Annotated in this window: 5 protein-coding genes; 3 read left to right on the top strand and 2 right to left on the bottom strand. The window is 74.8% G+C overall.

Annotation, left to right across the window (positions count from 1 at the left end; genetic code table 11):
• The gene (locus IR170_RS03155) at nt 1-1,551 is read right to left on the bottom strand and encodes a hypothetical protein (RefSeq protein WP_193661160.1); all 1,551 of its coding nucleotides are present in this window, start codon (nt 1,549-1,551) and stop codon (nt 1-3) included.
• Between the two features lie 313 nt (nt 1,552-1,864).
• Nucleotides 1,865-2,965: an LCP family protein gene (locus IR170_RS03150; protein WP_193661159.1), complete on the bottom strand. Its 1,101-nt coding sequence runs from the start codon at nt 2,963-2,965 to the stop codon at nt 1,865-1,867.
• A gap of 158 nt (nt 2,966-3,123) precedes the next feature.
• On the opposite strand from IR170_RS03150, the gene IR170_RS03145 reads away from it, so the two are divergent.
• The 3 genes from IR170_RS03145 to IR170_RS03135 are packed head-to-tail and all read left to right on the top strand — an operon-like array spanning nt 3,124 to nt 13,357.
• A complete protein-coding gene (locus tag IR170_RS03145) occupies nt 3,124-7,815 on the top strand; it encodes an SMP-30/gluconolactonase/LRE family protein (RefSeq protein ID WP_193661158.1) in 4,692 nt (1,563 codons plus the stop codon).
• A gap of 56 nt (nt 7,816-7,871) precedes the next feature.
• On the top strand, nt 7,872-10,457 hold the full coding sequence (locus tag IR170_RS03140) for an Ig-like domain-containing protein (RefSeq protein ID WP_193661157.1): 2,586 nt from the start codon (nt 7,872-7,874) through the stop codon (nt 10,455-10,457).
• The gene (locus IR170_RS03135; protein WP_193661156.1) at nt 10,454-13,357 is read left to right on the top strand and encodes an Ig-like domain-containing protein; all 2,904 of its coding nucleotides are present in this window, start codon (nt 10,454-10,456) and stop codon (nt 13,355-13,357) included. The genes IR170_RS03140 and IR170_RS03135 overlap by 4 nt, the downstream gene beginning before the upstream one ends.
• The last annotated feature ends 7 nt before the right edge of the window (nt 13,358-13,364 follow it).

Below are 13,364 nucleotides of genomic sequence, written 5' to 3'. Positions count from 1 at the left end.
TCAGGAGCAGGTGGCGCCGAAGGCGGCGATCTCCTTCTCCAGCTGGGCGATCCGGGCCTCGGTGTTGTTGTCGTAGGCCGGGGTCGGCCCGGGCACCTGCCAGAAGCTGGGCAGGTAGACCTCGCCGTAGGTGGCGCCGGAGGTGCGCAGCCGGTCGAAGACCCGCGTCCAGTCGTAGCCGTCGGGCTGGATCATCTGCAGGCCGCGCTCGACCGGCTTGGCCCAGATCCTGTCGAACTGGCCCTCCACCGTCATGTCGGGCGAGCCCCACTCACGGGTCTCGTCCCAGCCGTTGGCCTGCACGAAGAACCGGTCGCTGTCGGCGCCGACCAGGCTGACGACGTGGTCGGCGAGCGCGGCCGACTGCCCGCCCGAGAGGGGTCCGTAGCCCGAGAGCGGGAGCTCCACGGCCAGGTCGCCCGAGGCGAGGGAGGCGGCCACGTCGACCAGCTCGCGGTGGCCCTGGAGCCACGCCGCCTGCGTGTAGCCGGCGGCGGCGCGGACCTCGGCGCCGTGGTTGAGCTCGGCCCAGTCCAGGCCGTACCAGGACAGGTGCAGCAGGTGGACGTCGTGGGCGCGCGACCAGGCGGCGAGCTTGCGGGCGTAGGCGGCGTACTCACGCAGGAAGACGTCGTTGGTGCCGGTCGTGGAGTCCCAGGGCAGCGGCACGCGGGCACCGTCGACCAGGTAGCTCGCGGCACCGGCGTCGAAGACGCGGGCCGGGGTGTGGGCGCCGGCCATGAAGCGGATCGAGAGGGCCTTGCCGGCGCCGCGCGCGATCTCGTCGGCGAGGTCGAGCACGGGGTGGGTGGTCTGGGTGCCGGTCAGGTCGACGGCGTCCCACGGGAAGCGCACCGAGAAGCCGACGACACCGGGCAGGGCCAGCGCGGCCTCGATGCGCGGGCGCAGCCGCTCCAGGTCGGTGACCGAGGAGACCTGGTAGAGCACCCAGGTGCCGCAGGACTCCTGCGCGAGGTCGGTGGTGACCGGGGTGGGAGCCGTCGGGGTCGGCGTGGGTGTCGAGGTGGGGGTCGGGGTGGGCGTCGCGGTGGCGGTCGGCGTCGGCGTCGGCGTCGGGGTCGGGGTCGCGGAGGCCGTGGGCAGCGTCAGGTCGGCGGTGTAGGCCAGGTAGCGGTCCCTGAGGGGGTACGACGTGCGCACGACCAGGCGGTAGGAGCCCGCGGCCACCCGGCCGGAGATGCGCACCGGGCTCGTGCCGGAGTCGCTCATCACCACCGAGCCGTCGGGTCGGCGCAGCGACACCGTCAGCGTCGGCGGGGTGACGCGGGCCGCGCGCCGGGCCAGGCGGCCGGAGTCGCGGCGCAGCTCGACGTCCACGCGGGCCGCGAGCGTGCCGGCCGGCGTGTCGACGTCGTAGGAGCGCGACGGGCTCTGGCTGGTGAGCCGACCCGACAGGTCGGCCGACCAGCCGGGCGAGGAGGAGGCGCCGACGAGCAGCGAGGCCACGACGGCGGTCAGGAGGGTGAGGACACCGACGAGGGCACGGCGCGTGCGGGCGCGCGGTCGTGCCGGGGGGGTGCTGGGGGGCATGGGGGAGCTCCTGGGCGTGGGTGGGGACCACGACCACCGCGGGACCTGCGACGGGGAGGAGGGTGCCTCCGGGGGAGTGCGGGGGCCGTGGGACGCCGGCGGGGGGGCCGGGCGCGGACCACCGGGTCGGTCCGTGCCCCTAGAGCATCGGCAGCCCCCGCGGCCGATCCATCAGCAAAGTGGGGTAATCAGGGCCGCGTGGGACCCATGACCCTGGACAAGAGCGTGGGGGAGGTCTCCGGATTTTGCTCTGGATCACCGATCTGGAGGATCGGCCGGCACCTCGGAGCACGGGGCCTCGGAGCACGGGGCCTCAGAGCACGGGGCCGACGGTGGTGAGCTCGGGGTGCCGGGCCGCCCAGGCCTCGACGGTGTCGGTGCGCAGGGCCTCCCACAGGGTGTCGGCCCGGGCGCGGTCGAGGTAGACGACGCTCTCGGCGCCCTCGCGGCCCAGCCCCGACACCGGGGCCGAGAGGTAGGTGATGTCGTCGCTGGTCATGCCGCGCAGCTCGGTGAGCAGCGCCCGCATGTCGGAGACCTCCCAGCCGCTGTCGACGGTGACGTTGCGGGTGACGGTGTCGAGCAGGTCGTAGACGTCCCAGGGAGCGGGCCCGCCCAGCTCGCGCAGCGCCCCGCGGGCGAGGTTGCGCGCGACCGCCAGCTCGCGGCGGATGCGGTCGAGGTCGCCGCCGGGCAGGCCGTAGCGCTGGCGCACGTAGAGCAGCGCCTGGCGCCCGTCGAGGGTCTGCCGGCCCTGCGCCCACACCACGTCGTGCCGGGTGTCGGTCACGGTGCGGGGCACGGTGACGGTGACCCCGCCGACGGCGTCGATGATCGAGCCGTAGCCGGTCCAGTCGGTGATGGCGACGTGGTCGACGCGCAGGCCGGTGAGCTCCTCGACGGTGTGGACGGCCAGGCGCGGTCCGCCGTAGGAGTAGGCGGCGTTGATCTTGTGCGGGCCCCAGCCCGGCACGTCGACCCAGGAGTCGCGGGGGAAGGCGACCACCGAGGCGCCGTCGCGGTCCCCGTCGACGTGGACCAGCATCATGACGTCGGAGCGACCCGCGCCCGGGATCCAGCCCTCGAGGTCGGCGCCGGTGCCGGTGGTGAGGCCGTCGGCGCGTCGGTCGGTGCCCATGACCAGGATGTTCATCGAGTCGGCCGCAGGGCTGCCGCTCGGGCGCGGGGGGCGGTCCTCGAGCCCGGCGAAGACGCCGTCGACGCGGTCGACCTGCCCGGCCAGGTGGGCCTGCACGACCAGCAGGGCGCCCACGACGGCGAGCACCGTGGTGAGCGCCGTGCAGCCCACCATGATGGCGGCGCGGGCGCGGCGGCTGGCGCGGGGGACGGCCCCGGGAGCGGTGGGGTCGGCCGGTGCTCCAGGGCTCGGGGGAGCGTCGTGAGCGGTCGTCATGGGGCGAGCCTCCGCCGCTGGGGCACCCCGTCGGCACGGCCCTCGCGGGGGTCCTCAAATGTGGGGAGCGGGCGCGACGCCGCCGGGGGTCCCCACAATGAGGCAAAAGGCCCTGCGCGGCCCGGGGGCGCCGGAGGGTCGCTGGTCGTATCGCCCTCGTGGCCCGACACCGGATCGAACGACAGCGCACCCACGGCGAGCAGGCCGTGCTCATCGCCGCGGCCCTGCTCACCCTCGCGCTGGTGCTGACCACCTGCCTGGCCCTGGCGGCGAGCGCCCGCGGCGCCGAGCCCGCGGCGAGCGCCGCACCGGCCCGGCTGGCCGCGGCGGCCCCGCCGGACTTCCTCGGCACCCTGGCCGGGCCCTCGCAGGCGGCGATGTACCCCTCCGGCCTCGAGGTCGACGCGGTCCACGACCGGCTCGTCGTGGCCGACACCGGCCGCGACCGCGTGCTGTTCTACAGCCGCACCGGCACCAAGCTCGGCGGCTTCGGCACCTACGGCACCGAGCCGGGCCAGATGGCCAGCCCGCGCGACGTGGCGGTCGACGAGGCCGGCGACGTCTACGTCGCCGACGCCGAGAACAACCGGATCCAGAAGTTCACCGCCACCGGCACCTTCCTGTGGCAGCGCGGCGGCCTCGGCACCGGCAACGAGACCCTCAACACCCCCATCGGCGTCACCTGGGACGCCGCCAACGACGTGCTGCTCGTCGCCTCGACCGGTCAGTCGCTGGTCAAGGCCTGGGACGCCGACGGGGTCTTCCGCTGGAAGTCGCCCACCGGCACCGCGCTGGGCGCAGGCGGCATCCGCGACGTCGCCCGCGGCCCCGACGGCCGGATCTGGCTGACGGCCTACAAGCAGCACCAGGTCAAGGCCTACGACGTGTCCGCGGCCGGGGTGTGGGCGAGCACCACCCCCGCGGTCGTGCTCGGCGACGGCGTCGCCTCGGGCAGCGGCGAGGGCCAGCTCAACTTCCCCTACAACACGGTCTGGTCCGCCGACGGCGACACGATCTACGTCTCCGACACCGGCAACGGGCGCATCGCGCGCTGGGACCTCTCCGGTCCCACGCCGCAGTGGCTGCCGCCCTTCGGCGGGCGCTGCTCCAACCACCCGCAGCCCTGCGAGGACCCGCCGGTCGACGCGGGTCTGTTCAACCACCTGCGACGCGTGGCCGTCGACGCCGACGGCGCGGTCTACGGCGCCGACTTCTGGGGCGGCGGCCTGGAGGTCTTCAGCCCCGCGGGCGCCTCGGTGCGCTCCATCGAGGGCGCCGAGGCACCGGCCCCCGGCTTCGCGGAGGCCTACGCCGTCGACGTCGCCCCCAGCGGCCAGGTCTACGTCATGGACCGCCTCAACCACCGCATCCAGCGCTTCCGCCCCGACGGCACGTACGTCGACCGGGTCGGTGCCCGCGGCACCCAGCCGGCGACGTTCTCCTGGCCCGAGGGCGTGACGACCGGGCCCGACGGCTCGGTGTGGGCCGTCGACACGCGCGGTGACCGCATCGAGCGCTTCGCCGCCGACCTGTCGCCCACCGGCGTGCCGTCCTACGGCTCCACGGGCAGCGAGACGGGCCGCTTCAACTACCCCTCCAACGCCGACGTCGGCGCCGACGGCGTGGTCTGGGTGGCCGACACGCGCAACCACCGACTGCAGACCTTCGACCCCGCGAGCGGCACCTTCGCCACCGTCGGCTCCCAGGGCACGGCCCCCGGACAGCTGCAGGACCCCATGGGCGTGGCGGTGACGCCGAGCGCGGTCTACGTCGCCGACACCGGCAACGACCGGGTGCAGAAGCTCGCCCTCGACGGCACGCCGCTGGCCTCCTTCGCCACCGGCCTGCTCGGCCCCCAGGGCCTGGAGGTCGCCCCCGACGGCTCGGTCTGGGTGGCCGACACCGGCAACAGCCGCCTGGTGCACCTCTCGGCCGACCTCGTCGACCTCGGCGACGGCTTCGGCTCGCGCGGCAACGGCGACACCCAGTTCTTCGACCCCCACGACCTCGCCTTCGGCAACGACCGGATGTACGTCGCCGACACCTACAACGACCGCGTCCAGGTCTTCGCCGCCCCCGGCCCGGTCGACCCGCCGCAGGAGCCGCTGAGCCCGGTCTACCGCGACCAGCTCTCCGACCCCGGCGGTCGCGCCCCGGTCTACCCCGCCGGCCTCGCCGTGGTCGACGGCACCTGGTACGTCGCCGACTCCGGCGGCAGCCGGGTCGTGACCCTCGACCCCGCCACCGGCACCGTCACGCCGCTGACCACCACCGGCCTCACCGACCCCCGCGACCTCGAGCTCGACGCGGCCGACCCCACCGCGCTGTGGGTGACCGACACCGGCGGCAACCGCGTCGTGCGCCTCTCGCGCACCGGCCAGCAGCTCGGCACCATCGGCGGGCTGACCCAGCCCTACGGCCTGGCCAACGACGCCACCCGGGTCTACGTCGCCAACACCTACGCCAACAGCGTGCGGGCCCTCACCCGCGCCGGGACGACGGCCTGGACCCAGACCACCTGCGGCGGCACCGCCTTCTCCCGCCCCCGCGACGTCGGTCTGGCCGACGACGGCCGGGTCCTGGTCGCCGACACCGACAACGACCGGATCGTGGTGCTCGAGGCGGCCACCGGCGCCTGCGTGCGCACCTTCGGCACCCGTGGCACCGGGGCGGTGCAGTTCAAGTCGCCGCGCAGCGTCACCTCCGACGGCGCCGGCGGCCTGTGGGTGGCCGACGCGCTCAACTACCGCGTGCAGCACCTCACCGCCACGGGCGGCTCGCTCGGCGCGACCCCCGTCGCGGCCTACGGCGACGGGGCCCAGCAGTTCCGCTCGCCGCACTGCGTCACCCGCCTGCCGGGCACCACCGAGGTCGCGGTGTGCGACACGTTCAACTTCCGGCTCGCGGTCTACGACGGCGCCGGCGCGTCCCCGGCGTACGACCGGACGGTGGGGGGCACGGGGCCGACCGCCGGCGGCTTCAACGGCGCCTTCGCGGTGGCCTACGGCCCCGACGGCTCGCTCTACGCCGCCGACTGGTTCAACCACCGCATCCAGCGCTTCGCGCCCGACGGCTCCTACGTCTCGCAGTGGGGCGGCTACGGGCCGCAGAACGGCTCGCTGATCTTCCCGCGCGGACTGCTCGTCACCGCCGCGGGCGACGTCGTGGTCACCGACAGCGAGAACAACCGCATCGACGTCTTCACCGCCGCCGGCGCCTTCGTGCGCCAGGTCAAGCCCCCGGCCGGCACGACCCTGAGCCGCCCGCACCAGACCGCGCTCGACGGCAGCGGCGGCTTCTGGGTCGCCGACACCAACAACAACCGCGTCGTGCACCTCGCCTCCGACGGCGTGCTGCTGGGCACGTTCCCGGTCACGGGCGCCGCGGCGGCCAGCAGGCCCGAGGGCGTCGCGGTCGACGCCGACGGCACGCTGCTGGTCTCCAACACCCAGAACAACCGCGTCGAGCGCTACTCCACCGCCGGCGCCCTGCTCGCCACCGTGGCCGCCTCGGGCACCGGCAGCGGGCAGGTGCGCAAGCCCGGCGGCCTCCTGGTCACCGGCACCGGCGCCGACCGGCGCCTCCACATCGCCGACGCCGGCAACGACCGCGTGGTCGTGCTCGACGCCACCGGCGCGGTCGAGACCGCCTTCGGCTCCACGGGGTCGGGCAGCGGTCAGCTCGAGCAGCCCCGCGGGGTCGCCGTCGACCCCACCGACGGCGACCTCGCGGTGGCCGACTACGGCAACGACCGGGTCTCGCTGTGGGACCCCCAGGGCACCCCGCCGCCGCCCGACACCACGGCCCCCGGCGTGACGCTCACGTCGCCGGCCGCGGGCGCCTCGCTCCCGGCGGGCAGCGTCGCGGTCACCGGCACGGCCACCGACGACACCTCGGTCGCCGGGGTCACCGTGGCGGTGCAGCGCGCCGACGGCAGCTGGCTCCAGGCCTCCGGGGCGTGGGGGAGCGCGCGCCAGGAGCTCGACGCGACCCTCGCCGCCCCCGGGTCCACCTCGACCGGCTTCTCGCTGTCCTTCGTCGCCGGCACCGCCGGCGGCCACACCGTGAGCGTCACCGCCCGCGACCAGGCGGGCAACCCGGCCACCGCGACCCGGTCCTTCACGGTCGCGGGCGCCGACACCGGAGCGCCCGACACCGTCGTGACCTCCCCGGCGCAGGACGCGGTCGTGGCGCCGCCGACGCTGTCGCTGACCGGCACCGCCAGCGACCCCGCAGGCGGGTCGGGCGTCGCCTCGGTCACGGTGCTGGTCAAGGACCGCGACACCGGGCTGTGGCTCAAGGCCGACGGCAGCTGGGGGAGCACCACGGCGGGCGCCCAGCGCCTCGCCGACCTCGCGGCCCCCGGCGCCGCGAGCACCGGCTGGTCGCTCGACGTGCCGCTGGCGACCGGGAGGTACCTGGTCACGGCCCGGGCCCGTGACGGTGCCGGCAACCAGGACGCCACCCCCGCCTCGCGGCAGGTCACGGTGCGCGCGAGCGACAGCGTGGCCCCCGACGCCACCGTCACCAGCCCGGCCCAGGGGGCGCGGGTGCCGCTCGGGGCCGTCCCGCTGCGCGGCGGCGCCTCCGACGACACCGGGGTCGCCACGGTGCTGCTGGCCGTGCAGGACACCGTGTCGAAGGAGTGGCTGCGCCCCGACGGCAGCTTCGGGGCGTCCTACCGCACCGTGACCGCCGTCCTCGCCGCCCCCGGTGCGACGAGCACCACCTGGGCCTTCACCTTCCAGCCGCCGCTGGCCCGGACCTACGCCGTCACCGCCATCGCCCGCGACGCCGCCGGCAACCAGGACCCCACCAAGCCCCGCAGCACCTTCACCGTCACCCCGTGACGGCGCCGCCCGCCCGCCCCGGCGGCACCTGCACCCGACACCACCACGAGGACCCGATGCCCACCACCCGCCGCACCCCCGCACCGCTGGCCGTCCTGGCCGCCCTGGCCGCCCTGGCCGGGCTGGTGCTCAGCGCCGCCCTCGTCGTCGCGGCCCCCGCCTCGGCCGGCCCCGCCGACCCGGGGCCGGTGCTCGGCGGGCCGCTGCACGCCGAGATGTACCCCTCGGGGGTCGAGACGGCGCCCGACGGCACGGTCGTGGTCGCCGACACCGGCAACAACCGGGTCGCGCGCTACACCGCCGACGGCACGCTCGTGTGGTCGGTGGGCACCTTCGGCGCGGGCACCGGACAGTTCGACAACCCCCGCGACGTGGGCGTCGACGACCAGAACAACGTCTACGTCGCCGACACCCGCAACAGCCGCATCGTCAAGCTCTCCCCGAGCGGTGCCTGGCTGGGCTCCACCACCGGGCCCGCCACCGCCTTCTCCTTCCCCCTCGGGGTATCCGCGAAGGGCGACAAGGTCTACGTCGGCGACACCGGCCGCGCCCGCGTCGTCGTGCTCGACGACGACCTGGCGGTCCTGCAGACCGTCGTGGCCAACGGTGCCTGCACGAACATCAACGACAACCGCGACGCGCAGGCCGACAGCGCCGGCAACATCTACGTCGCGGGCTACAAGACCAACCAGGTCGTGAAGTTCGCCCCCGACGGCACCTGCCTCGCCACGTGGGGCGGCACCGGCACCGCGGAGGGCAAGTTCCGCACCCCCTACGGCATCGCCACCGCCCTCGACCCGGTGACGGGCCAGGAGCTGGTCTACGTCGCCGACGGGCTCAACAACCGGGTGCAGGTCTTCACCACCACCGGCACGTTCGTCACCGCCTTCGGCAGCTACGGCGAGCCCACCACCGTGGGCACGTTCACCACGATGCGACGTGTCGCGGTGGCCCAGGACGGCAGCGGCGACGTGTGGGCCGCCGACCTGTGGGGCGACCGGGTCGAGCGCTGGACGCGCACCGCCACCGGCTTCGCCTACGACCGCACCATCGGCGCGGTGATGCCCGAGGCCACCTCCACCGCGGTCTTCCACGAGCCGCGCGGCATGGCGCTCGCACCCGACGGCGACCTGTGGGTCTCCGACACCGTGCACCACCAGTTCCGACGCTTCGACGCCTCGGGGTCCCTCGTCGGCCACTGCGGCCAGCGCGCCGCCGAGGGCACCCAGCTGGGGCAGTTCAACTGGCCCCGCGGCCTCGCCGTCGACCCCGCCACCGGCGACCTGTGGGTGGCCGACACCAAGCAGCACCAGCTGCAGGTGCTCGACGAGGGCTGCACCGGCATCGGCTTCGTCAAGAACGCCCCGGCCGGCGCCGACACCCGCTCCTTCAACTGGCCCTACGACATCGCCATCCGCGCCTCCGACCGCTACGCCTTCGTCGTCGACACCCAGAACCACCGCATCAAGGCCTACGACGTCGCCGGCGCGGTCTTCGGCACCGACAACAAGGGCCCGCTGCCCGTGCACGTCTTCGGCTCCCGCGGGGCCGGTGCCACCAACTTCCGCTTCCCCAGCGCGGTGGCCGTCGGCCCCGACGGCCACGTCTACGTCGCCGACCGCGGCAACAACCGGGTGCAGGAGCTGACCTACTCGCCGGCCGCGGGATTCGCGCCCGTGCGGAGCTGGACCGCGGGCGGCACGCTCGACGCCCCCGAGGGCGTCGGCGTCGACCCCACGGGTCGTGTCGTGGTGGCCGACAGCGGCGACGACGAGATGGTCGTGCTGGCGCCCGACCGCAGCCTCGAGGCCACCGTCGGCGGCCTGCACCACCCCTCGGCGGTCGAGGTCGGGCCCACCGGCACCATCTACCTCGCCGACACCTACGCCGACGTCGTGCGCACTTACACGATGGGCGCGTCGCCGCCCCCCGACACGACCGCACCGAGCGGTGCCCTGACCTCGCCCACCGCGGGCCAGCAGGTGCCCGTGGGGCCGGTGACCCTGACCGGCACCGCGAGCGACGACCGCTCCGTCGCGGCGGCGTACGTCGCCGTGCGCCGCGGTGACACCTCCACGTGGCTGCGCCCCGACGGCAGCTGGGGCGCGTTCACCTGGGTGCCCACCACCCTGGCCGCCCCGGGCTCGACCTCGACCGGCTGGTCGCTGGGCCTCACCCTGCCCAGCGCGACCGGCTACGCCGTGCAGGTGCGCGTCGACGACGCCAGCGGCAACCAGAACCCGACGCCGCGACCGGCGACGTCCTTCACCGCGACCAGCGGCGGCAGCGACACCGCCACGCCGGTCGTGACCCTCACGGCGCCCACCGCGGGCGCCTCCCTGCCCGCGCCGGTGAGCATCACCGGCTCCGCCACCGACGACCGGGGGGTCGCGTCCGTGAAGCTCGGCATCAAGCAGTCCTCGACCGGCCTGTGGTGGAACGGCACCACCTGGCAGGCCGCGGCCACCAAGGTCAGCGCCGTGCTCGCCACGCCCGGCGGCGCCTCGACGACCTGGTCCTACGAGCTGGCCGGGGTCGCCCCGGGCGGCTACGGCTTCTCCACCGACGCCACCGACACCGCGGGCCGGCTCGCGACCGGCACGGGCAAGCCCGGCTGGCGGTCGTTCACGGTGACCCCGTGAGCGCCCCGGTGAGCACGGCGCGGCGTCGGGTGCCCTCGGTGGTGCTGGCGCTGGCGGTCGTCGCCGCGTGTCTGGTCTTCGTGGGCCTGAGCAGCCCGCCGGCGCAGGCAGCGTGGAGCGCCCCGGCGCTGGTGCGCTCGATCAGCGGCAACGGCCGCCCCGGTGTCTTCCCGTGGGGGGTCCAGGTCAATCCCGTCAGCGGCGAGGTCGTGGTGGGCGACTACCTCAACAACCAGGTGCGCCGCTACACGCCCGCCGGACGGGTCCTCGGGTCGTTCTACCGCGCCAACGCCACGGGCCAGCCCTACTCGATCGGCATCGACCCGCGCCAGGGCGACATCTACGTGCCGGAGATCGCCGACGGCCAGCCGGGCAACAAGGTCGCGCAGTACAGCAAGGACGGTGCGTTCCTGCGCCAGCTGACCCTCAACGGCATCGACTACCAGGCCTGGATCAGCATCGACGGCGCGGGCAACCTGGTGCAGGCCGACAGCCACTACGCCAACTCGCTGACCAACCCGCCCGCCGTGCGGGTCTGGCGGCTCTCCGACGGGCGCAACACCCGTACCTTCAACGTGCTCCCGCCCGGCACCACCAGCAGCACGATCCCTCGCATCTACGGCGTCGACACCGACGCCTCCGGCAACTTCTGGCTCACCGACACCTTCAACAACCGCATCCTCAAGTACTCGCCCACCGGCTCCTACCTGGCCACCTACGGCGCCGGGCTGCTCGGCGGCGACGCACGCGGCATGGCCGTCGACGACGCGCGCAACCGGCTCTACGTCTCGGTGCCCACCACCGGCGTGGTCGAGGTCTTCGACCTGCAGGGCAACCACGTCGACACCCTCGGCGCCGGGGCCGGCACCGGCCCGCTGAACCTGGGCAGCCCGCGCCAGCCCGCGGTGGCGCCCGACGGCACGGTCTACGTCGCGGAGTACGGCAACGCCCGTGTCCACCGCTTCACCGCCACCGGCGAGGACGCCGGCTTCTTCCCGCGCCCCGCCCAGCCGGCCGTCGCCGGCCAGCTCGGCGAGCCGCGTGACGTCGACGTCGACGACCAGACCGGCGACGTGTGGGTGGCCGACTCGTGGAACCAGCGCTTCCAGCGCTTCGCCCCGACCGGTGCCTTCATCGGCACCTGGGGCACCCGCTCGGCCTCGCCGACCTACGGCATGAACTACCCCCGCGGGATCGGCGTCGACCCCGTCAGCCGGCGGGTCTGGGTGGCTAACCAGCGCGGGCACCACATCAAGCGCTACGAGTACGACGGCAGCTTCGTCGACCAGCTCGGCAGCGCCGAGAGCGACTCGGCCGACCCGGGCTCCTTCCGGTGGCCGCTCGACATCGAGTTCCAGGCCGGGCGGGCCATCGTGACCGACCGCAACTCCAGCAAGGTCAAGATCCTCGACGCGGCCTCCGGCACCGAGATCGGCCAGATCACGCGGGCCGGCAACCACGGCGGCGCGATCGACCCGGCCACCGGCAACGTGTTCCTCGCCGACGGCACCAAGGTCTACGTCTACAACCCCACCGGCACCACCCTGCTGACCAGCTTCGGCACCTCCGGCACCGGTGACGGGCAGTTCCGCCACATCTGGGACATGGTCGTCAGCAACGGCGTCCTCTACGTCACCGACGACCTGGCCTCGCGGGTGCAGGCCTTCACGACCTCGGGCACCTTCCTGGGCAAGTGGGGCGGCTACGGCCAGGGCGCCTACCAGTTCAAGAACCCCTCGGGCATCGCCACCGACGACGAGGGCCTGCTCTACGTCGCCGACGCGGGCAACGACCGCGTGATGGTCTTCGACCCCGCCAGGGCCCGCGGCGGCAGCGCCTGGCCGCCGCCGACCACGACCCTGGCCTACCCGGGTCAGGGCGCCACCGTGCCCGCCCGGCCGGTGCGCTTCAGCGGCACCGTGACCGACGAGACCGGGGTGGCCTCGGTGCAGGTGGCGGTGCAGGACACCGGCACGGGGCTGTGGTTCGACGCGGGCAACTCGACCTGGTCGACCACCCAGACCTGGGCGCTGAGCCCGCTGGTCGGCGACACCGCCCGGAGCATGACCTGGGCGTGGAGCTTCATCGGCGTGGAGTACTCCGGCAGCTTCCACGCCGAGGTGCGCGGCGTCGACGTCGCCGGCAACGCCTCGCCCGCGACCTCCGTCGACTTCACGGTGGTGCCCGAGACCACCACCGACACCGTGGCCCCGGAGACGGTGCTCACCAACCCCTCGCCCGACGACAGCGTGGCCATCGAGCCGCCGCTGGTGGTGTCGGGCGACGCGGCCGACGACACCGGCGTGGAGTCGGTGGAGGTCAGGATCCGCCGCAGCGGCACCGGGCAGTTCCTCCAGCCCGACGGCTCGTTCTCGACGACCGCCGCCTGGCTCCCGGCCGCGCTCTCCGACCCCTCCACCGGCTCGACCGCGTGGAGCTGGTCGTGGGCCGACCCGTCGCCCGACGGCTACGAGGTCGCCACCCGCGCCACCGACGTGCTGGGGGCCGGTGCCGTCGCCGTGGTCGGCTCCTTCACGCTCACCGGCGTGCTGCCGCCCGACACCACGCCACTGGTGCTCTCGGACTCCCAGCCGGCCGCCGGGTCCACCGTGACCGCCGACGCCGCCACCCTCGGCGGCACCGCCACCGACGACCGCGCGGTGGCCTCGGTCGACGTCGCCCTCAAGGACAAGACCACGGGGCGGTGGCTGCGCCCCGACGGCTCCTGGGGTGCCTTCAGCTGGCTGCCGGCGGCGCTGGCCCCGCCCGGCGCGGCGAGCACCACGTGGTCGCGCCCCTGGGCCGCGGCCCCGGGGTCCTACGGCTACCAGCTGCGGGCCTCCGACGCCGCCGGCAACCCCACCACGCAAGCCTTCCGCTCCTTCACCGTCGCTCCCTGAGGAGGTC

The organism is Nocardioides kribbensis, assembly GCF_015070375.1.
GTDB classification, from domain to species: Bacteria; Actinomycetota; Actinomycetes; order Propionibacteriales; family Nocardioidaceae; genus Nocardioides; species Nocardioides kribbensis.
This window is presented reverse-complemented; position numbering and strand designations above follow the sequence as displayed.